The 22,610-nt window shown below is 69.4% G+C and carries 16 protein-coding genes; 8 read left to right on the forward strand and 8 right to left on the reverse strand.

All coding sequences use genetic code 11. The annotated features are described in order from the left end of the window. Nucleotides 1-28: 28 nt before the first annotated feature. From OHT21_RS06930 to OHT21_RS06940, 3 genes are all read right to left on the reverse strand, one after another. Complete coding sequence (locus OHT21_RS06930) at nucleotides 29-3,187, reverse strand: alpha-mannosidase (RefSeq protein WP_328767368.1); 3,159 nt, start codon at nucleotides 3,185-3,187, stop codon at nucleotides 29-31. A 61-nt stretch (nucleotides 3,188-3,248) separates the two neighbouring features. Continuing rightward, nucleotides 3,249-4,589, reverse strand: a complete 1,341-nt coding sequence (locus tag OHT21_RS06935) for a 6-phospho-beta-glucosidase (RefSeq protein WP_328767369.1) — start codon at nucleotides 4,587-4,589, stop codon at nucleotides 3,249-3,251. A 40-nt stretch (nucleotides 4,590-4,629) separates the two neighbouring features. Beyond that, nucleotides 4,630-5,379, reverse strand: a complete 750-nt coding sequence (locus tag OHT21_RS06940) for a DeoR/GlpR family DNA-binding transcription regulator (protein WP_328767370.1) — start codon at nucleotides 5,377-5,379, stop codon at nucleotides 4,630-4,632. Nucleotides 5,380-5,505: 126 nt separating this feature from the next. Between OHT21_RS06940 and OHT21_RS06945 the strand changes: the two genes are divergently transcribed. The 7 genes from OHT21_RS06945 to OHT21_RS06975 all read left to right on the forward strand — a co-directional run bounded on the left by OHT21_RS06945 (nucleotide 5,506) and on the right by OHT21_RS06975 (nucleotide 16,287). Beyond that, on the forward strand, nucleotides 5,506-6,531 hold the full coding sequence (locus OHT21_RS06945) for a carbohydrate kinase family protein (RefSeq protein WP_328767371.1): 1,026 nt from the start codon (nucleotides 5,506-5,508) through the stop codon (nucleotides 6,529-6,531). Between the two features lie 74 nt (nucleotides 6,532-6,605). After that, nucleotides 6,606-7,892: an extracellular solute-binding protein gene (locus tag OHT21_RS06950; RefSeq protein ID WP_328773980.1), complete on the forward strand. Its 1,287-nt coding sequence runs from the start codon at nucleotides 6,606-6,608 to the stop codon at nucleotides 7,890-7,892. Beyond that, nucleotides 7,892-8,854: a carbohydrate ABC transporter permease gene (locus OHT21_RS06955; RefSeq protein WP_328767372.1), complete on the forward strand. Its 963-nt coding sequence runs from the start codon at nucleotides 7,892-7,894 to the stop codon at nucleotides 8,852-8,854. Before OHT21_RS06950 ends, OHT21_RS06955 begins: the two co-directional genes overlap by 1 nt. A gap of 14 nt (nucleotides 8,855-8,868) precedes the next feature. Then, the gene (locus OHT21_RS06960) at nucleotides 8,869-9,759 is read left to right on the forward strand and encodes a carbohydrate ABC transporter permease (protein WP_328767373.1); all 891 of its coding nucleotides are present in this window, start codon (nucleotides 8,869-8,871) and stop codon (nucleotides 9,757-9,759) included. Then, nucleotides 9,759-12,683 (forward strand): glycoside hydrolase family 2 TIM barrel-domain containing protein, encoded by a 2,925-nt coding sequence (locus OHT21_RS06965; RefSeq protein ID WP_328767374.1) that lies wholly within the window; start codon nucleotides 9,759-9,761, stop codon nucleotides 12,681-12,683. The genes OHT21_RS06960 and OHT21_RS06965 overlap by 1 nt, the downstream gene beginning before the upstream one ends. 49 nt (nucleotides 12,684-12,732) lie before the next feature. After that, nucleotides 12,733-14,604, forward strand: a complete 1,872-nt coding sequence (locus OHT21_RS06970; protein ID WP_328767375.1) for a LamG-like jellyroll fold domain-containing protein — start codon at nucleotides 12,733-12,735, stop codon at nucleotides 14,602-14,604. Between the two features lie 21 nt (nucleotides 14,605-14,625). Beyond that, nucleotides 14,626-16,287 carry a histidinol-phosphatase gene (locus tag OHT21_RS06975; RefSeq protein WP_328767376.1) on the forward strand — a complete coding sequence of 554 codons (1,662 nt, stop codon included), beginning with the start codon at nucleotides 14,626-14,628 and terminating at the stop codon, nucleotides 16,285-16,287. 69 nt (nucleotides 16,288-16,356) lie between these two features. Here OHT21_RS06975 and OHT21_RS06980 read toward each other — a convergent pair whose 3' ends face one another. Then, on the reverse strand, nucleotides 16,357-17,610 hold the full coding sequence (locus OHT21_RS06980; protein WP_328767377.1) for a helix-turn-helix domain-containing protein: 1,254 nt from the start codon (nucleotides 17,608-17,610) through the stop codon (nucleotides 16,357-16,359). A 344-nt stretch (nucleotides 17,611-17,954) separates the two neighbouring features. Between OHT21_RS06980 and OHT21_RS06985 the strand changes: the two genes are divergently transcribed. Beyond that, entirely contained in the window at nucleotides 17,955-18,386 is a 432-nt protein-coding gene (locus tag OHT21_RS06985; RefSeq protein ID WP_328767378.1) for a peptidase inhibitor family I36 protein, read from the forward strand. A 207-nt stretch (nucleotides 18,387-18,593) separates the two neighbouring features. Here the strand turns inward: OHT21_RS06985 and OHT21_RS06990 are convergent, their stop codons facing one another. The 4 genes from OHT21_RS06990 to OHT21_RS07005 are packed head-to-tail and all read right to left on the reverse strand — an operon-like array spanning nucleotide 18,594 to nucleotide 22,407. Next, the gene (locus tag OHT21_RS06990) at nucleotides 18,594-19,049 is read right to left on the reverse strand and encodes a MaoC family dehydratase (protein WP_328767379.1); all 456 of its coding nucleotides are present in this window, start codon (nucleotides 19,047-19,049) and stop codon (nucleotides 18,594-18,596) included. A 14-nt stretch (nucleotides 19,050-19,063) separates the two neighbouring features. Then, a complete protein-coding gene (gene menE, locus OHT21_RS06995) occupies nucleotides 19,064-20,590 on the reverse strand; it encodes an o-succinylbenzoate--CoA ligase (protein WP_328767380.1) in 1,527 nt (508 codons plus the stop codon). 11 nt (nucleotides 20,591-20,601) lie between these two features. Continuing rightward, nucleotides 20,602-21,486: an amidohydrolase family protein gene (locus OHT21_RS07000; protein ID WP_328767381.1), complete on the reverse strand. Its 885-nt coding sequence runs from the start codon at nucleotides 21,484-21,486 to the stop codon at nucleotides 20,602-20,604. Between the two features lie 3 nt (nucleotides 21,487-21,489). Continuing rightward, a complete protein-coding gene (locus tag OHT21_RS07005) occupies nucleotides 21,490-22,407 on the reverse strand; it encodes an SDR family oxidoreductase (protein ID WP_328767382.1) in 918 nt (305 codons plus the stop codon). Between the last annotated feature and the right edge of the window lie 203 nt (nucleotides 22,408-22,610).

Genomic DNA, 22,610 nt, shown 5'->3' on the forward strand with positions numbered 1-22,610 from the left:
GTTTCTTAATTCTTCATGGAAAACGGGGTCAGTCATTCCGCCGTGACAGCCGCAGGGTCTGCACCTCGAAGGGGCGCAGCGACACCGCGACACCGCCGCCCTCTACGGCCGCCTCAGTGAGGGGCCGCTCCAGGAGGTCGGTGACCTGGGCTCCGGCGAGGGGGAAGCCGGTGCGCAGGGTGCCCTGGGCGCGTCCGCCGCGGGACTCGTAGAGGCGTACGACGACGTCGCCCGACTCGTCGTCGGCGAGCTTGACCGCCTCGACGGTCACGCCCGCACCCTCGACGCTCACCACCGGCTCGGCCGCGCCGGCCGAATCGGCCACCCGCAGCGGCAGGTTGAGCGCGTAGCCCTCCGCGACCGCGTCCTCGATCGTCGCGCCCGGCAGCAGCGCGTACGTGAAGCGGTGCTTGCCCTGGTCTGCCTCCGGGTCGGGGATGCGGGGGGCGCGGACCAGGCTGAGGCGCACCGTTGTGGTCGTACCGCCGTCCTCGCGGACCGTGCGGGAGACGTCGTGGCCGTAGGTGGAGTCGTTGATGACCGCTACGCCGTAGCCGGGTTCGCCGATGTGCACCCAGCGGTGGTTGCAGACCTCGAAACGGGCCGACTCCCAGCTGGTGTTGGTGTGCGTGGGGCGCTGGATGTGGCCGAACTGGATCTCGGCGGAGGAGTGTGCGGCCCTGATGTCCACCGGGAAGGCCGCCTTGAGGATCTTCTCCGTCTCGTGCCAGTCGATCTCCGTCTCGATGTCGATACGGGGGCTGCCCGCGCGGACGGTGATGGTTTGCGTGATGCGGGAGCCTTTGCCGAAGGCTCGGTCTACGCGGATCGCCGCGAGGAGGGGGTCCTCCTCGACCACCGTGATGGACTCGGTGTCCAGGAGGTCCGTGTAGCGGTTCTTGTAGTGCTTGTCGATGTCCCAGGCGTCCCAGTAGTTCGGGAGGTCGGTGTGTAGGCGGAGCAAGTTGCCTTGGGCGGCTAGGACTTCTCGGTCTGACCGGAGGTCTCGTACGGAGGTCAAGGTGCCGTTGTCGGCTACCTCGACTCGTACGAGGCCGTTGTCCAGGACTCGGCCTTCGGTGACCGTTACGGGGTGTGGCGGTTCGCCCGCCCCCAGGGGCGCACTGCCGTTCGCGGGAACCTCCGTGTACATCGGGACGCCTACCGAGGTGCGTACGACCTCTGCGCGGTCGTAGGGGCTGGCGTTGTAAGCATGGGCGCCCTCCGCTGTTGGCTGTGCCCACCCTCCCCCACTCTCGGCTTCGCTCGAGCGGGGGGACCCCCATCGCCCTGCGGAACGATTGCCCACAGCGGTCGCGGAACGATTGTCCACAGCGGTAGCAGCGGCGATCGCTTCTTGTGTGATCTCCTGGACCTCCTCCGCGACCCTCGCGTACTCCGCCTCCGCCTCCCGGTGCACCCAGGCGATCGAGGAGCCCGGCAGGATGTCGTGGAACTGGTGGAGTAGGACCGTTTTCCAGAGGCGGTCCAGTTTTTCGTACGGGTAGGCGTAGCCCGGTGCGTTCAGGGCTGCCGTGGTCGCCCACAACTCGGCCTCGCGCAGGAGGTGTTCGCTGCGGCGGTTGCCCTGCTTTGTGCGGGCCTGTGAGGTGTACGTGGCGCGGTGCAGCTCCAAGTACAGCTCGCCTACCCACACCGGGGCGTCGGGGTACTCCTCGCGGGCGTCCGCGAAGAACTTGTCGGGGTGCTCCACGACTACCTTCGGGGAGCCTTCCAGGTCCGCTAGGCGCCGGGCTCGTTCCATGATTTCGCGGGTGGGGCCGCCGCCGCCGTCGCCCCAGCCGAAGGGCGCGAGGGAGCGCGTACCGCCGCCCTTCTCCTGGTAGTTGCGCACGGCGCGGGCCATCTCCTCGCCGCTGAACCGGGCGTTGTAGGTGTCGACCGGCGGGAAGTGGGTGAAGATGCGGGTGCCGTCGATGCCCTCCCACCAGAAGGTGTGGTGGGGGAACTTGTTGGTCTGGTTCCAGGAGATCTTCTGGGTGAGGAACCAGTCGTTGCCCGCGAGCTTGGCGAGCTGCGGATAGGCGGCGGTGTAGCCGAAGGAGTCCGGCAGCCACACGCCCTTGGTCTCCACGCCGAAGTGCTCCATGAAGAACTTCTTGCCGTGCACGAGCTGGCGGGCGATCGCCTCGCCGCCGGGCAGGTTGCCGTCGGCCTCGACCCACATGCCGCCGACCGGGGCCCACTGGCCCTTCTCGACGGACTTCTTGATCCGCTCCCACACCTGCGGGTAGTTGTCGCGCACCCACTCGTACTGCTGGGCCTGCGAGCAGGCGAAGATGAAGTCCTCGTACTCGTCGGCCAGTGCCGTGACATTCGAGAAGGTGCGGGACGTCTTGCGCTTGGTCTCGCGGATGGGCCACAGCCAGGCCGAGTCGATGTGGGCGTGGCCGACGCCGGAGACGGTGTGGGCGCTGGCGTGCGCGGGCTTGGCAAGGGCGGGGGCGAGCACCTCGCGGACGGCGGCGGCGCTGCCGGAGACGTCGTCCAGGTCCACGGTGTCCATGGCCCGGTCCAGGGTGTGCAGGATCTCGTGGCGGCGCGGGTCGTGCTCTTCGAGGTGGACCATCAGTTCGCGCAGCACCTGGAGGTCCAGGTCGAGGTGGAACACGTCCTCGTCGAGGACGGCGAGGTCGGCGCGCTGGAAGGTGTAGATCGGCTTGTCGCCGGCGGTCAGTACGTCGCCCATGACGGTGGGGCGCGAGAAGTTGTCGGCGAGGATGTCCGGGTTGGACGCGGCCTCGACGAGGTAGTGGATCTCCTCGCCGCCCGTTGCCGGGTTGCCGATGGGCACGTACTGGTTGAGCGGGTTGACGGCCTTGAGCGGGGTGCCGTCGGCGAGGTGGACGAGCGCCTCGGCCTGGTTGCCGGGCCAGTCGCCGATGAACCCGAGGTCGATGACGGCCTCGACGCGCTTGCCGGCCCACTCGGCGGGCACCTGTCCGCGCATCCGGAACCAGGTCGTCCCCCAGGGCGGGCCCCAGGGGGTGTCCATCGCGAAGGGCGCGTACGAGGCCGACGCAGCCTCCTCGAAGGGGACGGGCTCGCCCGGCGCCTGCCAGGCCTCGACCTCGAAGGGCACGGAGGCGGCGTAGAGCGCGGTCTTGATGCGCTGGTCGTGGACGCGCTGGACGCGCTCCTCGATCCTGCGGCGTTCGTCATGCATGTGCGGGTCTCCTCGGGGGCTCTGCTTCGTGCCTCAGGGCTCTACCCAAGGCTCGGGCTTGCTACTTCAGGTACGCGAGGCCGGGGTGCTCGGCGGTGTAGCCCTCGACGAGACGACGGGCGACGTTCACGGAGTCGACCAGCGGGTGCAGGGCGAAGGCCTTCACCGCGGTCGTACGGGAGCCGGACTCGGCCGCGACGAGCACCTGGCGCTCGACCGCCTTCACCGCGCAGACCAGGCCGGTCGCGTGGTCGGGGAGCGGGTCGACGGCGACCGGGTGCGCGCCGTTGGCGTCGACAAGGCAGGGCACCTCGATGACGGCGTCCGTGTCGAGCACGGACAGGGTGCCCTGGTTGCGGACATTGAGGATCAGCGTGGTGCGCTCGTCGCGGGCGATGGCCCGCATCAGGGCGAGCGCCACCTTCTCGTAGCCCCCAGACAGGTCGTCGGCGTCGCGCTCGCCGGCGCCCGCCGCGGCCCGGGACTCGGACATGTACGTGGCCTCGCGCTCGGCCCGGGTGCTCTCCCAGGTCTTGAGCGCCTCGGCGTCGGGGCGCTGCATCGCTTCGTAGAAACCGGCCTGCTGGTCGCGCAAGAAGGCGCCGCGGGTCTTCTCGGCGTTCTGGTAGGCGCGTACGGCTTCCCGGTTGAAGTAGTAGTAGTGCAGGTACTCGTTCGGGATCGCGCCCAGGGAGCGGAGCCACTCGGTGCCGAAGAGCTTGCCCTCCTCGAAGGAGCCGAGAAGATCCGGGTCGGCGAGCAGGCGCGGCAGCTCGTCGCGGCCGGCGACGCGCAGGCCGCGGACCCAGCCGAGGTGGTTCAGGCCGACGTAGTCGATCCACGCCTCGCGCGGGTTCGCGACGCCGAGGACGCGGGCGATCCGGCGGCCGAGGCCGACCGGTGAGTCGCAGATGCCGATCACGCGGTTGCCGAGGTGGCGCGACATGGCCTCGGTGACCAGTCCGGCCGGGTTGGTGAAGTTGATCACCCAGGCGTCGGGGGCGAGCCGGGCCACGCGCCGCGCGATGTCGACGGCGACGGGCACCGTGCGCAGCCCGTACGCGATGCCGCCCGCGCCGACGGTCTCCTGGCCAAGGACGCCCTGGTCGAGGGCGACCCGCTCGTCTGCCGCGCGTCCTTCGAGGCCGCCGACGCGGATCGCGGAGAAGACGAAGTCGGCGCCGCGCAGCGCCTCGTCGAGGTCGGTGGTGGCGGTCACGGCGGGTGCGCCCGGCACGCCTGCCGCCTGTTCGGCGAGGACGCGGGCGACGGCCGAGAGCCGCCCCGCGTCCAGGTCGTGCAGCACGACGTCGGTGACGCGGCCCTCGGCGCGGTCCCCGAGGAGCGCCCCGTACACGAGTGGCACCCGGAATCCGCCGCCACCCAGAATCGTCAGCTTCACGCCACAGCCCTTTCCACGTTCATGTCCGCACGACACGGGTTCATGTCTGCACCACGCGTACGCCCGCCTCCTCCAGTGCGGACTTGGTTCCGGCGTCCGCCGGGCCGTTGGTCACGACCACGTCCAGGTCCTCGGGTCCGCAGACCTTCGCCATCCCCGTACCCGGGAACTTGGCCCGGTCCGCGAGCAGCACGACCTTGTCGGCCGCGGCGATCATGGCGCGCTTCACGGGGACCTCGACGACCGTCGTGTCCATCACCTGCCCACCGGGGCGCACTCCACTTGTGCCGAGGAACAGCCAGTCCGCGCGCAGCTGGCGCAGGTTGTCCTCGGTGAGGAAGCCGACCAGGGAGCGGTACTCGCGGCGGACCATGCCGCCGAGCAGCACCAGTTCGATGCCCTCGTCGTCCACGAGTTCCTCGTAGACCACCAGGTTGCTGGTGATCACGGTGATCCGCCGGCCGTGCAGCTGCCGGGCCAGGCGGTAGGCGGTGGTGCCGATGTCGAGCAGTACGGACTGGCCGTCCTCGATCATCGCCGCGGCCCGCTCGGCGATGGCATCCTTCTCGGGTACGCGCACCTCCGCGACCTCGGCGAAAGGCTGGTCCCCCTCCTCGGCTACGGCCCCGCCGTGGACCCGTGTGAGGAGGCCGTCCTCCTCGAGTTTGACCAGGTCGCGGCGGATGGTGGCGGGGCTCACGCCCAGCTGTTCCGAGAGGTCGGTCACGGCGGCGGGCCCGCCGGACCGCAGGGACCGCAGGATGAGTTGGTGTCGTCGTTCTGCCAGCACGCCGTGAACAGTACTCGTCATTCGCAATCAATTCCATGCTCGATTCTGCTCAACTCTTGCCAAATTGGCTGGATGCGCGCACGATCCTGTGCACGGAAATGCAGGTTTTGACGAGAGGAACGGCGCGTGGGCGACGAACAGCCCGATGTCCTGCTGACCGGGCTGCTCTTCTACGACCTCGTCCTGACCGGTCTGGGCAAGCCGCCGACTCCCGGCGAGGAGATCTGGACCGAGGGCATGGGCGCGGGCCCGGGAGGGATCGCGAACCTGGCCGTGGCGGCGGCCCGGTTCGGCTTGAACACCTCCCTGGCCACGGTCTTCGGCGACGACTACTACGGCGCGTACTGCCGTGACCTCCTCGCCGACCAGGAGCACATCGACCTCTCCCTGTCCCGTACGGCAGCCGGCTGGCACACCCCGCTCACCGTCGCCCTCGCGTACGACCACGACCGGGCCCTGGTCACCCACGGCCAGGAGCCCCCGTACTCGCAGGATGCGCTGATGGGCGATCCGCCCGCCGCGCGCACCGCCCTCGTGCACATCGAGGCCGAGCCCCGCGCCTGGCTCGCGAAGGCGGCGGCGAACGGCACGCACATCTACGCGGACGTCGGCTGGGACCCCACTCAGCAGTGGTCCTCCGAGCTCCTCGACCAGCTCGCCCTGTGCCACGCCTTCCTCCCCAACGACACCGAGGCGATGGCCTACACCCGCACCGACACGGCTGCCGCCGCGCTCGGCAAGCTGTCCGAGCTGGTGCCGGTGGCCGTGGTCACGCGGGGCCGCGAGGGTGCGGTCGCCGTCGACCAGACCACGGGCGAGTACGCCGATGTACCGGCTCTCGATGTCGACGTCGTGGATGCGACGGGCGCCGGAGACGTCTTCGGCGCGAGTTTCGTCGCGGCCTCGCTCGGCGGCTGGCCCCTCGAAGAACGGCTGCGCTTCGCCGTGCTGGCCGCCGGACTGTCCGTACGCCATCACGGCGGGGCCCTGGCCGCGCCCGGCTGGTACGGCGTCCACGAGTGGTGGCAGTCCGTCGAGGAACCGGAACTACGGCGGGCGTACGGCTTCCTGGCCGACCGCCTGCCCGCGGATCCCGGTCCGCCCCTCCCGCACGCCCCGGTGACCCCGCCCGCCCCGACCGGGCAGTTCTGACATTCCCCACGTCTGACCCCACGTCTGACATCCCCACGCGAAAGAGCGAACACATGCGAAAGGCGGTGGGAGCTGTGCGGCTCTCACGAAGGGGCCTGCTCCGCGCCGGCCTGGCCGGTACGGCCGCCACGGCGCTCGGCGGACTGGCCTCCGGCTGCGCCGTTCCGACCGGGTCGACCGGCCGGAACATGGTCCTTTGGTACTGGAGCGGCGGACTGAGCGAGACCGTCGTCAAGCAGGCCAAGGCCCGTTACGACAGCGCCGTGAACCTCAGAGCGACCCAGATCGGCGGCTACTACCGGTCCAAGCTGCTCACCACGATGACCGGCCGGGCCCACATCCCCGACATCGTGGGGCTCAAGGGCGAGGACATGGCCTCGTACCTGCCGAACGCCGACCAGTTCGTGGACCTGCGGACGCTCGGTGCGGACAAGCTCAAGAGCCAGTACCTGGACTGGAAGTGGCAGCAGGCCATCGCCCCGGACGGCAGCCTCATCGGCTTCCCCATCGATGTGGGACCGGTCGTGCACTACTACCAGCCCGCCGTCTTCGAGAGAGCCGGGCTGCCGTACGAATCGGAGGACGTCTCCAAGGAGATGGCCACCTGGGACCAATTCTTCGCGGCGGGCGAGCGGCTCAAGCAGCGGATCCGCGGGGCGTTCATGCTGACCGACGTCGGCAGCGTCTTCGAGATGTCGATCGGCCAGGGCACGCGGCGGTTCGTCGACAAGGACGAGAACTTCATCGGTGACCAGGAGCATGTACGCGTCTGCTGGGACCGCGCGGTGGAGGCCAAGCGCCGCGGGCTCGTCTCGAGCATCGTCAGCGGCACACCCGACTCGATCTCGGCCAAGGAGAAGGGGCGGCTGCCCAGTGCGCTGAACGCCTCCTGGGCCGCGGGCGACCTCAAGCTCGAAGTGCCGAAGATGAAAGGCGAGTGGCGCGTCGCGAACTGTCCGGGCGGCCCCTCCAACGTGGGCGGCTCGTTCCTGGCGATCACCAAGGCGTGCCGGGAGCCGGAGCGGGCCTTCGAGATCATCAGCTGGATGCTCAACGCGGACAACCAGGCGCAGGGCTTCATCGAGGCCGGGCTCTTCCCCTCGACTCCCGCCTCCTACGAGATGACGAAGCTGCGCGAGCCCGATCCGTTCTTCGGCGACCAGATCACGATGGACGTCTACGGGCCGGCCGCGGAGAAGATCCCGGTCGCCTTCAACAGCCCGTTCGACGTCGCGCTCGGGCAGCCCATCAGGGACGAGATCAAGAACGTCGGCGTCCTCGGCAAGGACCCGAAGAAAGCCTGGAGTGACGCCATGAGCAAATGCCGGCGCATCGGGGAGCACCTGGGGGTGAGCGTCTGATGGCTACCGCACCCGTGGTCGACAAGCCCCCCGCATCCGTGATCGAGACCCCGCCCGAGCACCCCAAGAAGGGCATCCTCAGCTACTGGCGGCTGTATCTCGCGCTCTCCCCCTTCTATCTGCTCTTCCTCGCCTTCGGCCTGATACCGGTCGGCTTCTCCCTCTACCTGTCCTTCCACCGCTGGGACGGCCTCGGCTCGATGGAATGGGCGGGGCTCGACCAGTACAAGTACCTGCTGAGCGACAGCGACTTCTGGAGCTCGATCGGCAACACCATCGTCATCTGGGCACTGGCCACCTTCCCCATGATCTTCCTGGCGATGATCACGGCCGTGATGCTCAACTCGGCGGTCCGCTTCAAGAACCTGTACCGCTTCGCGTACTTCCTGCCGAACGTCACCTCGGTCGTGGCCGTCGCGATCATCTTCGGCTCGGTGTTCTCCACCAACTTCGGCCTGGTGAACGCCCTCTTGCAGGCGGTCGGTCTCGACCAGGTGGCCTGGCTGAACACCCCGTGGGGCATCAAGGTCGCCATCGCCACCCTGATGACCTGGCAGTGGACCGGCTACAACGCGATCATCTTCCTCGCCGGTCTCCAGACGATCCCGGGCGAGCTGTACGAGGCCGCCCGCGTCGACGGCGCCGGACCCGTGCAGACCTTCTTCCGGATCACGCTGCCGCTGCTGCGGCCCGTGCTGCTGTTCGTGCTCGTCATCTCGACGGTCACCGGACTGCAGAGCTTCTCCGAGCCTCAGGTGCTGCTGCAGACCACGGCCAACGAGTCGACGTTCTCCGGCGGTCCCGACCACGCGGGCCGGACGATGGTCCTCTACTTCTTCCAGCAGACCTTCGACAACAACGACTTCGGCTACGGCGCCGCCGTGGCCTGGGGCATCTTCCTCGTCGTCGTGCTCTTCTCGATCATCAACTGGCGCCTGGTGCAGCGCCGGGGCGAAGAATAGGCAGGCCGGTCACCATGGCAACCACCGAAGCCAGGCCCGCCGAGGCCGAGCCCGTCAAGTCCACCAAGCCCAAGCTCATCGAGGGCACCCGGCGCAGGGGCATCGCCCTCCACGCGTCCCTGATCGTCGGCGTACTGCTCTCGGCCTTCCCGTTCTACTGGGCCGTGATCATGTCGACGCACACGTCGACCGACATCTTCTCGTACCCGCCGAAGCTGCTGCCCGGCTCGCAGTTCGACGACAACATCAGCAAGCTCTTCGACAGCATCGATTTCTTCGGGTCGATGTTCAACTCGCTGCTCGTCGCCACCTCGGTGACGTTCCTCGTCCTGTTCTTCGACTCGCTGGCCGCGTTCGTCTTCGCCAAGTTCCAGTTCCCCGGAAAGCGGACGCTGTTCGCGGTGATGATGGCGATCTTCATGGTCCCGGCCCAGCTCCAGGCCATCCCGCAGTTCGTGATCATGGCGAACCTCGGCTGGATCGGTTCGATGACCTCGCTGATCGTCCCGGCGGCGGCCAACGCGTTCGGCATCTTCTGGATGCGCCAGTACATGAAGAGCGCGATCCACGACGAACTGCTCGACGCCTCGAAGCTGGACGGCGCCGGTTTCATGCGCCAGTACTGGCATGTGGCGCTGCCGGTCGTCCGGCCGGGCCTCGCCTTCCTCGGCATCTTCACGTTCATGGGCCAGTGGAACGACTACGCCTGGCCGTTGATCGCCCTCACCAACCCGGACAACGTGACCCTCCAGGTCGCCCTCTCCCAGCTCAACGGCGTCCACGGCACCACGGACTACGGAATGGTCATGACCGGTGCCGTACTGGCCCTGATCCCCCTGCTGATCGTCTTCGCGATCGGCGCCAAACAGATCATCGCGGACCTCGGCAAGGGAGCCATCCGCTGATGCGCCGCGATCCGCTGATCGCGCTGCGCCCCTGGGAGTCACCCGAGCTGACCTCCTGGGGCCGGCTGCCGATGAACGCCGTGGACCGCCGCGAGGACGCACTGTCCCTGGACGGTTCCTGGCACTTCCAGCTGCTGCCCGCGCCCGGCGCCAATTCGGGCGAATGGACGCGGATCGAGGTGCCCGGCGCCTGGACGACGCAGGACGTCGGCGACCTCCCGCAGTACACCAACTTCCGTATGCCCTGGGGCGAGTTCCCGCCCGCCTCGCCCACCGCCAACCCGACGGGCGTGTACGAGCGCTCCGTGGACATCCCCGCCGAGTGGGCCGGCCGACGGATCGTGCTCCAGGTGGGCGCGGCCGAGAGCGTCCTCCTCGTCCATGTGAACGGCCATCCGGTCGGCATCTCCAAGGACTCCCACCTCGCCGCCGAGTTCGACCTCTCCGACGTCGTACGCCCCGGGGGCACCGCCACGCTCCGGCTCACCGTCATCAAGTGGTCGGACGCCTCGCACCTCGAGGACCAGGACCAGTGGTGGCACGCCGGGATCACGCGCTCGGTGCTGCTGTACGCGACGGATCCGCTGCATCTCGCGGATGTGACCGTAAGGGCGCGGCGGGACGGGCGGCTGCGGGTGGACTGCCAGGTGCGGAACGCGTCGGGGGCGTTGCCTCAGGGCTGGTACGTCACGGGGGCCCTGGAGGGTCAACTCCTCGCCCAGGACGCCGAGTTCGACCGGCTCAACGCCGAGGACATGCGGGTGTCCGACTTCCTCGGCGAGGCCCGGCTGCGGGCGACCGTACGGGACGTACACCCGTGGACCGCCGAGACACCCGAGCTGTACGAGCTGACGGTACGGCTGCACCGGGCCGACGGTTCCGTGGCCGACACCTCGCACCACCTGGTCGGCTTCCGGGACGTCGAGATACGGGGCCGGGACCTGCTGGTCAACGGCGAGCGCGTCTTCATCCGGGGCGTGAACCGGCACGACTTCCACCCGCTGACCGGCCGCACGCTCACGGCGGACGACATGCGCGCGGACCTCGTCGTCATGAAGCGCTTCGGCTTCAACGCGATCCGTACCGCGCACTACCCGAACGACCCGACGCTCCTCGACCTCGCCGACGAACTGGGCTTCTATGTCGTCGACGAGGCGAACATCGAGTCTCACGACCACGCCCACGAGATCGCCGACGACCCCCGCTACTTGGGCGCCTTCGTGGACCGGGTCTCACGCATGGTCCTGCGCGACAAGAACCACCCGTCCGTCGTCATCTGGTCGCTGGGCAACGAGTCGGACTACGGCGCGAACCACGACGCGGCGGCCGGCTGGATACGCCGGCACGACCCCACCCGCCCCCTGCAGTACGAGGGCGCGGCCAAGCTCGACTGGTCCGACGAGACGGTCGCCTCGGACATCGTCTGCCCGATGTACGCCCCGATCGAGGACTGCGTCGCACACGCGCTGTCCGGCAAGCAGACGAAGCCGCTCATCCAGTGCGAGTACTCGCACGCCATGGGCAACAGCAACGGCACCCTCGCCGACCACTGGGCCGCCATCGAGTCAACCCCGGGTCTTCAGGGCGGTTTCATCTGGGAGTTCTGGGACCACGGCATGCTCCAGCGGGTGAACGACGGCAGACCGGCCGGACGCGCGGGCGTCGGCCAGTACGACAACGGTGTCACCGCGCCCGGCCATCGCTGGGCGTACGGCGGCGACTTCGGCGAGAAGATCCACGACGGCGCGTTCATCGCCGACGGCGTGGTGTTCCCGGACCGCACGCCCAAGCCGGCGATGTACGAGCACCGGGAGATCGCGGCGCCGGTCCGCCTGACGTACGACCAGGGCGTACTCCTGGTCCACAACCGGCAGCACTTCCGCACTCTGGAGTGGCTGGCCGCCGAGTGGCGTCTGGTGCGCGCGGACGGCGGTACGGAGAGCGCGCCGGCCGAGCTGCCCGACGTACTGCCCGGTGAGTCGGCCGCGGTGCCCGTACCGTTCCCGCTTCCCAGCTCCCGCGCGGCTGAGGCCTGGCTGACGCTGCGGGTCACGACGGCGGGCGACGAGGCCTGGGCGCCGCGCGGCACGGAGGTCTGCCTGCCGCAGGTCCGGCTCGGTGGTGCGGTGGCCGCCGCAGCGCCGACGCCGGTGACCGGTCCTCCGGCTGAGGTGGACGAGGAGGGGCTGCTGGTCCACCCGATGCTGGCCGCGCCCCCCGTCCTGAGCCTGTGGCGCGCCCCCACCGACAACGACGAGATCGGTGGCATGGCGGCCCGCTGGCGCGACTGGGGCCTGGACACGCTCGTACGCAAGGTCGTGGGCGTGGAGCGCGACGGCGGCCGGGTGACGGTACGGGCCGAGTACGAGACCGGCGCAGGGAACGTCCGCCACGAGCAGGTGATCACGCCCGTCGCCGGTGGCCTGCGCATCGAGGAGTCGGCCGAACTCCCGGACGCGCTGGACGATGTGGCGCGGGTCGGCACGGTCTTCGAGACGGTCGGCGGGCTCGATGCCCTGGACTGGTACGGGCAGGGCCCCTGGGAGTCCTATCCGGACCGGAGCACGGGCGCACCCGTCGGGCATCACTCGCTCCCGGTGGACGAGCTGTTCACCCCTTATCTGCGGCCCCAGGAAAGCGGCGGGCGGCACGGCGTGCGCCGGTTCACGCTGTCGGCGCCGGACGCCACCGGACTGGCCGTGGAACTCGGGGCGCCGAGCCAGGTCTCGGTCACCCGCCACCGCGCCGAGGACCTGGCCGCCGCCACACATCACGACGAGCTGGTGCCGCGGCCCGGCTGCGTCGTGCACCTCGACGCCGCGCACCGGGGGTTGGGCACGGCCTCGTGCGGGCCCGACACCTCGGCCAAGTACCTCATCCCGCCCGGCCCTCACCGCTGGGCCTGGACCCTGCGCGTCCTCTGATCTCGCCACCCCCCTCTCCCGGAACACTCCCCCTTCCCACGGAGCAGACGTGTGTACATGTACTTCACATGAGCATGACCAGGCCCCCGAGGCCGAACAGGCGGGCGCCGGCAGACGCAACTTCCTGCGAGCCACCGCCCTGATCGGCGCGGCCACGGCAGCGGTCGCGCTGCCGACGGCCACCGCGCAGGCGGCACCCGCGCCCTCGGTGTCCGCCGCGAAGACCCGCTGGAGACCCGACCCCGACAGCAGCCGCTTCACCCTCGTCGTGATGCCCGACACGCAGTACCTCTTCGACGGGCCGAGCATCAACCCCGCCCCGATCGAGGCGTCCCTGCGCTACATCCTGGAGCAGGGCAAGGACGAGAACATCGTCTTCCTCTCGCACCTGGGCGACCTCACGGAGAACGGCACGCAGGCCGAAGTCACCGCGGCGAGCATGGCGTTCGAGGTCCTCGACCGGCGGGGCGTGGGCTACAGCGTCCTCGCGGGCAACCACGACGTGAAGTCCTCCACCGACGACCAGCGGGGCCCGACCCCGTATCTGGACGCCTTCGGCCCCCGCCGCTTCAAGGACAAGCCCACGTTCGGCGGCGCCTCACCCGACGGCTACAACACCTTCCACCTCTTCAAGGCCGCCGGCCGCCAGTGGCTCGTGCTCGCCCTGGACTGGCGGCTGTCGGCGCAGGGGTACGCCTGGGCCAAGGACGTCATCGCCCAGCATCCGAAGACGCCGGTCATCCTCACCACCCATGAACTGGTCTACGAGGACGACACCCTGTCCCCGTACGGGCAGCAGCTCTGGGACCGGCTGGTCAAGGAGCACGACCAGATCTTCCTCAGCCTCAACGGGCACTACTGGCCGGCCGCCCGCACCGTCCGCAAGAACGCCGCCGGCAACGACGTACATCTGCATCTGACGAACTACCAGAACCGTTACTACGGCGGAGCGGCGATGATCCGCCTCTACCGCTTCGATCTCGACCGCGACACCATCGACGTCGAGACGATCTCCCCGTGGATCCTGGGCCGCGCGGGCGACGGGCTCAACGCGCTGGAGCGGCAGGAGATCGAACTGACCGGCCCCGAGGACCGGTTCTCGGTGGCGATCGACTTCGAGCAGCGCTTCTCCGGCTTCGCCCCGGTGCCCCCGCGAGCGCCCCGGCCCGCCTCCGAGATGCTGGTCCGGGGGACGGTGGCGTACTGGCGCTTCGACGGCCATGGAGAGGGCGAGGCGATGGACGGCACCGTCCGCGACCTCTCCGGGCGCGGCAACGACCTGACCGTGGTCAAGGTGGGCGACGGCTCGCTCACCTGGTCGTCGGCACACCACCCCGACCAGCCGGGCCACGGCAGCCTCTTCTTCCACGGCGACAAGTCCCCGCTGCGGGGCGCCTATCTCCGTACGGACGAGAACGCACCGCTCAACTCGGCGACTTTCAGGGGCGGTTACACCGTCGAGGCCTTCTACCAGCTGCCCGCCGACTGGAACCCGTCCCGCAACGCCTGGTCCGGGCTCATCAGCCGCACCGGTACGGGCGGAGCGGCCGGCAAGACCGAGGGCGACCCGGACGAGCCGCTCGCCACCCTCTCGCTGTCCGACGGACCCGGCCCGCAGTGGGCGGTACGGCCGCTCAACCAGCAGGGCATCGCCACGAATTGGGGCGACGAGACGGCCCGCGAGGTGTGGTGGCACGTCGCCGTCGTCAACGACGGCTCGCACACCACGCTGTACGTCCAGGGCTGTCCCGTCGCGCGCAATCCCACCGCGCGCTCCGTGGGGCTCACCTCGCTCGGGCTGCCGTGGCTGCTCGGCGGCTACGAGTACGCCGGAAAGATCGACCAGATCCTGCACGGCAGGCTCGGTGACGTACGGATCGTCGAACGCGCCTTGCCCGTCACGTCGTTCATGAACCACTGATCCGAAGGGCGTTCACCGATCATGTCCGAGCAGCAACTGCCCGACTGGGCCGACCCATCCGTCTCCCCCGCCGCCCTGGACCCCCAGGGCCTATCCAGACGCCAACTCATGCGCCGCGCAGGCCTGTTCGGCGCCGCCTTCGCCGCAGGCTCTCTCGCCACCCCCGCGGCCGCCGACAGCCGCCGGCTGGGCGGCAACGACCCCCGCCTCGCCTACCTCGTCGGCGACCACCACGTCCACTCCGTCTACAGCCATGACGCGAAGTACACCTTCGACCAGGTCGTCAAAGGCGGCGCCAAATACGGCGTCGACTGGCTGGTGTTCAACGAGCACTCCAACTTCGGGCACGCCGAGTTCGGGGCGCAGCTGGAGCACCAGGAGATCCTGAAGGCACGGGCCGCGAACCCGCGGCAGCTGATCTTCCAGGGCCTGGAGTGGTACATCCCCGGCGCCGAACACTGCACCGTCTTCGCCGCACCGGGCCGGCACGAGGTCGACATCCTCACGAAGTTCGAGCTCGCCTACGACGGCAAACTGCTCGGCTACGACAAGGGCGGCCCGAACCACCCCGACACCGCGCGCAACGAGGCGCACGCCGTCAAGGCCATCAAGTGGCTGGCCGAGCAGCGCCGCAAGGGTTACGTCGACGATGTGCTCGTCCTCGCCAACCACCCGCTGCGGCTCGGCATCGACTCCCCGCACGAGATGCGCAACTGGCGGGACGCGGCCCCCGAGATCATGATCGGCGTGGAGGGCGCGCCCGGCGCCCAGGGCGGCGCCATCCCCGGCTGGCGCGGTCCGACCTCGATCCGCGGCGAGTACGAGAACAAGCCCTCGGAGAACTCCTGGCCCGGCTACCCGGCGGACGCCTACGTCACGTACGGCGGCTTCGACTGGATGACGGCCACCGTCGGAGGCCTGTGGGACGCCATGCTCGCCGAGGGCAAGCTGTTCACCATCACCACCAACTCCGATGTGCACCGCGTGGTGTTCGACACCTGGAAGAACGGCGACTGGCTCCCCGGCCAGAACTTCGACAACACCGGACGCCTGCCCGACCCGGTCAACACCACCGAGCCCCAGCCGGGCGGCGACTTCTGGCCCGGCCAGTTCAGCCGCACCCACGTGGGCGTCACCCGCTACGGCTACCGATCGGTGATGGCGGGCCTGCGCGCGGGGCGCGTCTGGCTCGACCACGGGCATCTGCTGGACGGCCTCGACGTCCGCGTGAAGCGGGACCGCGACTTCGGCCGCGGTGTGACGCTCGGCGGCCGGCTGCGGGTTCGTAAGGGAGAGAAGCTCACCTTGTACGTCACGGTGACGACCGCCTCCCGCCCCAATCCCCAGGGAATCCTCCCGGAATTGGCCCACATCGACGTGATCCGCGGTGCGGTACGGGGCCGGGTGACGGACCGAGACGAGTGGCGAGCCCCCCACACGAAGGTCGTGCACACGAAGGAGGTATCGGGTCGCAAGGGCACGTACACCCTGCGCATCCCTCTGACAGCGGGCGACGATTCCTTCTACGTACGACTGCGGGGCAGCGACGGCAACCGCAACGGAACGGGCTATCTGGGGGCGGCAGTTGACCCGCATGGCCCGATCCCGCACGAGCCTGGGAAGGGCGACCCGTGGGCGGACACATGGTTCTACTCGAACCCGGTGTTCGTGGACGTGAGCTGAGCCTTGAGAGTTTTGCGGGGCGTGGGACTGCATCGCCATGCGGCGCCGCAGTCCCACGCCCCTCACCCCCTACGGCGAGGCGGAGGGGGTCGGACTGAACGCCCGATCGCAGTGCGGCCAGTCGCTGAAGTCCCGGTCCTGACTCCACAACCGCTTCGCCGCGAGGATGTTCCACTCCGGGTCGAGCGCCTTGCGAGGCGTGCCGCCCAGCTCCCGCAGCCGGGCGTCGGAGATCTGGAACAAGCCCCAGTTCCGCGTGCCGTTGGTGTTCGGGAGGATGTGCAGCGGGTCGAGGAAGGACTGACAGTCGGCGATCGCGATCGCGCGGTCCGGTGCCTCGGTGAACACCGCTCGGATGTGGCGCCGTACCTTGTCCTTCGACCAGGCGTTCAGGCGCACCTGTGACTCGTAGAGCGCCTTCTTCGTGGCGTCGCCGACCACGCCGTTTGCGGGCTCGATCCCCGCGTACACCTGGAAGGCGGTCACACGGCGCAGTGTCTCCGGTCCGAAGTCACTGTCCACGCCGATCACTGTGCCCTTGTCTTTCAGCAGTTCCTGTATCTCGCGGACGCACGCGTCGTGCTGGCCCATGGCCACCACCTCCCGGCACGCGGGGGTGAACAGGAGCCGGTGGTCCGTCTTCTGCAGGACTTCGGCGCTCGCGGCGCCACCGCCACCGCCGTCGCTGTCCTCGTCCGGGCCCTGCGACGGCAGGGTCAAGGCCAAGCCGCCGAGAAGCAGCACCAAGCCGACGGCCACGCCGACGTGGATCCGCCGACGGCGCCACCCCACGGCCCCGGAACCGTCCGAGGGCTCCCGCCGTACATCCGAGGGCTCCCGCCGTACATCCGCGGGCTCCCGCCGTACATCCGCGGGCTCCCGCCGTACATCCGCGGGCTCCCGCCGTACGTCCGCGGGCGCCGCGGCCATGTCCGCGGCGCCACCGTCCGCGCCGTGCCCGACGCCGAGGTCGCCGAGGTCAGCGGGATCCGGCGGCCCCGCAACAGGTTCCGGCGGTCCCGCGAGGGGATCCGGCTGCACCACGACCCGCTCCGGCGGTTCGGCCTCCGGTTCCCGGGCGGCGTCCGCCAGGGCCCAGAGTTTGTGCAGCGTGCGTAGCTCCTCCGGAGCGGCACCGCAGGCCACCGCGAGGCGGTGCACGGTGCCGTAGTCGTGGGGGACCGAGGTCCCCGAGCAGTAGCGGTGCACGCTGGAACCGCTGGCTCCGGCCTTTGCGGCGAGAGCCGCGTAACTGAGTCCCGATCTCTCCTTGAGCGATCGCAGACAGGCTGCGAATCGCTCGGACTCCGTGCACGAAGACACGGGGGTCCCCCTATTTTCTTTTGGCCGCGCTGAACGGCGGAGTTGTACGTAGATGAGAGGGCGCCCCAGGTTTCCCCCACCCGGCCCCCGCGCCCGGCCACACTGTGCCAGAAACTCACCGCTCGCACCCCGGCCAACTTCAGCCACTTCTGGAACAGATGACGGTGTCCGCTTCCGGCATTCCCCGCGCCGTCCCAGCTCCGTCCCAGCGCCCCGAGGACGCCGCAGGTAGGTCGCTGGAATGCCGTCCCAGCGTCCCACCAGCCAGGATTCCCTTGTTCCGGCCCGTCTCCCGTTGCCAGCCTCGGGTCGTCAGAGAACGAACCACCCCCCTCCGAGGAGACATGCTCGTGGCCCGATTCATGCCCCAGATCCTGCGCAACCGTTCGAAGGCCGCCGCGTTCGCGATGAGCGTCGCGGCCGTCGCGTCCTTCGCCCTGCCGGCCTCCACCGCCCAGGCGGCACCCACCGCGGTCGACTGCGACAGCGGGGACGTCTGCTTCTGGACCGAGCGCAACTTCGAAGGCAGGAAGTGCAGCTGGAACGCGGCCGACATGGACTGGCGGAGCGCCCCTGTCACCTGCTCCTGGTCGGCCACGCACAACGTCAAGTCCGTCTATAACGCGGGCACGTCATCCCGCTTCACCGGCGTCGTCTACTACAAGGGCGCAAACGGGAACGACCGCGCCGGCTGCACCCGTCAGCAGCACGGCGGCAACCTGGCCGGCACCTACAAGCTCCGCTCCCACGAGTGGACCACCGGCCGCTGCGGCTGACCCGGCACCAGCCGGCCGGGGCCGCTTTCGGGCCGCCCCGGCCGGCCTGACCGCGCTCGCCGTTCCCGTGGTCGCGGCGGCGGCTCCCGACGAGGACAGCAGCTCCTATGTGAACCAAGCGGCGGGCGACAGCGCGAAGGGGCGCGGGGGCCTGCGGACCGGATGCACCGGTCAGCAGGCCCCCGCGCCCCTGTTCGACTGCGGCACTCAGGCGTAGAAGCGGGACAGGCTCTGCAGCACGGCCGCGGGCTTGGCGCCGCCCTCGATCTCGATCGTGCCGTCGACGGTGACCTGTACGCCGCCCGGAACGTCCTCGACCGACGCCAGCTTCCCGACCAGGCGGATCTTGGAGCCGACCTTCACCGGCGAGGGGAAACGCACCTTGTTCAGGCCGTAGTTGACCTTCGTCGAGACGCCCTCGACGTCCAGCAGCTCGGTGAACAGCGGGATGAAGAGGGAGAGGGTGAGGTAGCCGTGGGCGATGGGGGCGCCGAACGGGCCCTCCTTGGCGCGCTCGGGGTCCACGTGGATCCACTGGTGATCCCCCGTGGCGTCGGCGAACGTGTTGATGCGCTCCTGGGTGACCTCGATCCACTCGCTCGTGCCGAGGTCACTCCCGGCGAGCTTCTTGAGCTCGTCGATGCCGTTCACAGTGATGCTCATATGCCGTTCCTTCACTACGAGTTGGAAGAGTCCGAAGACTTGGGAGCGCCGTACCGCGTACGCACCCGGGATTTCAGCAACTTGCCGGAGGCAGTCCGCGGAAGTTCCTCCGCGAGCACCACCGACTTGGGGATCTTGTACTTGGCCAGGCGCCCGGCCAGGGAGGCGAGGACCTCGTCCGGATCGAGCTCCACGTCCTCGCGGGGCACGACGACGGCCCGCGGCACCTCGCCCCACTTGTCGTCCGGCACGCCGATGACCGCGCACTCGACGATGTCGGGGTGGGCGAGGAGCAAGTCCTCGATCTCGGCGGGATAGACGTTCTCGCCACCGGAGATGATCATGTCCTTGATGCGGTCGACGATGTAGGCGTAGCCGTCCTCGTCGACCCGGGCCGCGTCCCCGCTGCGGAACCACCCGTCGCTGAAGGTGGCGGCGGTCTCGTCCGGCAGCCCCCAGTAGCCGGGCATGACATTCGGCCCACGGACGACGACTTCACCGGTCTCGCCGACCTCGACCGGCGCCATATCGGGCCGTACGACCCGGACATCGGTGAAGAAGTGCGGCACCCCGGCCGAACCCGCCTTGCTGACCGCGTGCTCGGCGTCCAGGAAGAGCGTGCCGGGCGACGCTTCCGTCATGCCGTAGCCCTGAAGGAAGGTGAGCCCGCGCTCCTGGTACTTGGCGATCAGCGGGGTCGGAACCGGAGAGCCGCCACACGTCAGGATCCGCAGGGACGACAGGTCCGCGTCGGCCCAGCGCTCATGCCGCGCCACCTGGTCGAACATCGTCGGGACGCCGAACATGAAGGTGATCCGGTGCCGTTCGATGAGGTCGAAGGTGGCGGACGGGTCGAAGGCCTCGACCAGGACGCAGGTGCCGCCCTTGAGCAGGACCGGCAGGGTGAGCATGTTCAGGCCGGCCGTGTGGAACAACGGGGCGGAGACCAGGGCGCGTTCTTCGGCGATCAGGTCGTGGTCGATGAGGACGTTGACCGCGTTCCAGGTCAGGTTGCCGTGGGTGAGCATCGCGCCCTTGGGGCGGCCGGTCGTCCCCGAGGTGTACATGATGATGCAGGTGTCGTCGGCGCCGACGGTCTGGTCGATCGGCTCGGCGGACGCCTCAGCGATCAACGCCTCGTATTCGGGGCCGACTTCGACGTACGACCGCACATCGGTACTGCCCGGAAGCCCGGCGACGAGCCCGGCGTGCGAGGGCGCGAACACGAGTGCCTTGGCGCCCGAGTCCGCGAGCTGGTAGCCGATCTCCGGCCCCGCGAGACGGGTGTTGAGGGGCACGAAGACCGCGCCGAGTGTGCCCGAAGCGAACAGCGTCTCCAGGTAGGAGGGGTGGTTGGGGCCGAGGTAGGCGACCCGGTCGCCGCGTCGGATGCCGGCCTCGCGCAGGGCGTGTGCGAGGCGGGTGGTGCGCTCGTACAGTTCGGCGTACGTCGTCTCGGTGTCGTGGTGGATCAGGGCGGTGCGTCGGGGTGTCTTGCGGGCCCGGCGTGCGGGCCAGGACCCCACTCCCTCATTGCGCATCGGTGGCCCCCTTACGCCTTCGTCAGTCCGAGCAGCCGGGCCGCGTTCTCCTTGAGGATCTTCGGCCTGACCTCGTCCTTGATGGGCAGTTTCTCGAAGTCCGCGAACCAGCGGTCCGGGGTGAGGACGGGGTAGTCGGAGCCGAACAGCACCTTGTCCTTGAGCAGCGTGTTCGCGTACTGCACGAGCTGCGGCGGGAAGTACTTCGGCGACCAGCCGGACAGGTCGATGTGCACGCCCGGCTTGTGCGTGGCCACGGCGAGGGCCTCGTCCTGCCAGGGGAAGGACGGGTGCGCCAGGATGATCTTCAGGTGCGGGAAGTCGGCGGCGACGTCGTCCACGAGCATGGGGTTCGAGTACTTGAGCCGGATCCCGCCCCCGCCGGGCACTCCGGCGCCGATACCGGTCTGCCCCGTGTGGAAGAGGGCGATCGTCCCCGTCTCCTCGATCACCTCGTACAGCGCGTACGCCACGGACCGGTCGTTGGGGAAGAAGCCCTGGATGCTGGGGTGGAACTTGAAGCCCTTCACCCCGTACTCCTCGACCAGGCGGCGGGCCTGCTTCACGCCGGCCTTGCCGCGGAAGGGGTCGATGGAGGCGAAGGGGATCAGGACGTCCGGGTTGGCCGCCGCCGCTTCGGCGACCTCCTCGTTCGCGACGGGCTCGGTGCCGGTGGCGGACTCGGCGTCGACCGTGAAGATCACGGCGGCCATCTTCCGCTCGCGGTAGTACGCGGCCGTCTCCTCCAGGGTGGGCTTCCGCTTGCCCTCGACCTTGAAGTAGGCGGAGGACGCGTCGTGCAGGTCGTCATCCAGCGAGGACTTGCCCTTGGAGGAGACCTCGGCGTGGGTGTGGACGTCGATCGCGACGAGTTCCTCGACGTTGAGGTTCGTCATGGTTCACGCCTCCGGGAACTTCGGCGCGGGGACGCCCACGGTCTGCGGCTCGGCGCCCAGCGAGGTGGGCCAGGCGTCGGCGAGGGTGTCGGGGGCCCAGCCACCGTCAGCGTACGCCGCCTTGATCTCCTGCGGATGGGACCACAGGGTCACCTTGTCGCCGCCGATGCCGATGGCCTGGCCGGTCACCTCTCGGGCGGCCTCGGAGGCGAGGAACGGGATCAGTGCGGCGCAGTCCTCGGGGGTGCCGAAGCCCTCACCCTTGCGCAGGAAGTCCGGCAGCGGCTCGCCCTGCTTCATGGCCTCGATGTAGGGGGCGAAGGCCGGGATGGTCTCGGTCATCGCGGTGGCGGCGACCGGCACGATCGCGTTGACGGTGATGCCCGAGCGGGACAGCTCCATCGACCACGTACGGGCCATGGCGGCGATGCCCGCCTTCGCGGCGGAGTAGTTGGTCTGGCCGAAGTTGCCGCGCTGTCCGGCCGGGGAGCCGACCAGAATCAGGGTGCCGCCCTCGCCCTGCTCGCGCATGCGGACGGCGGCGGCGCGGGCGCAGGTGAAGGTGCCCTTGAGGTGGGTGGTGATCACCGCGTCGAAGTCGTCGTCGGTCATCTTCCACAGGACCCGGTCCCGCAGGATGCCCGCGTTCGTGACCAGGATGTCGAGCCTCCCGAACTCCTCCACGGCACGCGCGACGAGCCGGTCCGCGGCCTCGGACGTACCGACCGGAACCACCTCGGCGACCGCGGTGCCACCGGCCTCGGTGATCGCCTTGACGGCCTGCTCGGCGACGTCGGCGTCCACGTCGTTGACGACCACGGAGGCGCCTGCGGCGGCGAGAGCGTGCGCGTAGGCGAGGCCGAGACCACGGCCGGAGCCGGTGACGACGGCGACCTTGCCGGAGAGATCGATGCTGGGCACGACGGTGTCCCTTCGAGAAAGCGGATGCGGCTGCGAGACGAGCGAGCTGCGGCTACGGGATCGAAGCTCGCGGCTACAGGATCGAAGCTAAGGACAATAATTGTCGACGTCAATAGTTGTTGTGGGCCGAGTTGTGCGCCATGCTGTGAGCACCACGCACACCCGCCCCCGACCGGGGCCTCGACCAGGGAGCCCGCCATCGC

It is taken from the genome of Streptomyces sp. NBC_00286 (assembly GCF_036173125.1).
Taxonomy (GTDB): Bacteria; Actinomycetota; Actinomycetes; order Streptomycetales; family Streptomycetaceae; genus Streptomyces.

Bases quoted from the DNA above. Each gene is read 5' to 3' on its own strand.
- OHT21_RS06930 (WP_328767368.1), bottom strand. From the start codon at position 3,187: ATGCATGACGAACGCCGCAGGATCGAGGAGCGCGTCCAGCGCGTCCAC.
- OHT21_RS06965 (WP_328767374.1), top strand. From the start codon at position 9,759: ATGCGCCGCGATCCGCTGATCGCGCTGCGCCCCTGGGAGTCACCCGAG.
- OHT21_RS06960 (WP_328767373.1), top strand. From the start codon at position 8,869: ATGGCAACCACCGAAGCCAGGCCCGCCGAGGCCGAGCCCGTCAAGTCC.
- OHT21_RS06985 (WP_328767378.1), top strand. From the start codon at position 17,955: ATGCTCGTGGCCCGATTCATGCCCCAGATCCTGCGCAACCGTTCGAAG.
- OHT21_RS06975 (WP_328767376.1), top strand. From the start codon at position 14,626: ATGTCCGAGCAGCAACTGCCCGACTGGGCCGACCCATCCGTCTCCCCC.
- OHT21_RS06990 (WP_328767379.1), bottom strand. From the start codon at position 19,049: ATGAGCATCACTGTGAACGGCATCGACGAGCTCAAGAAGCTCGCCGGG.
- OHT21_RS07000 (WP_328767381.1), bottom strand. From the start codon at position 21,486: ATGACGAACCTCAACGTCGAGGAACTCGTCGCGATCGACGTCCACACC.
- menE (WP_328767380.1), bottom strand. From the start codon at position 20,590: ATGCGCAATGAGGGAGTGGGGTCCTGGCCCGCACGCCGGGCCCGCAAG.
- OHT21_RS06955 (WP_328767372.1), top strand. From the start codon at position 7,892: ATGGCTACCGCACCCGTGGTCGACAAGCCCCCCGCATCCGTGATCGAG.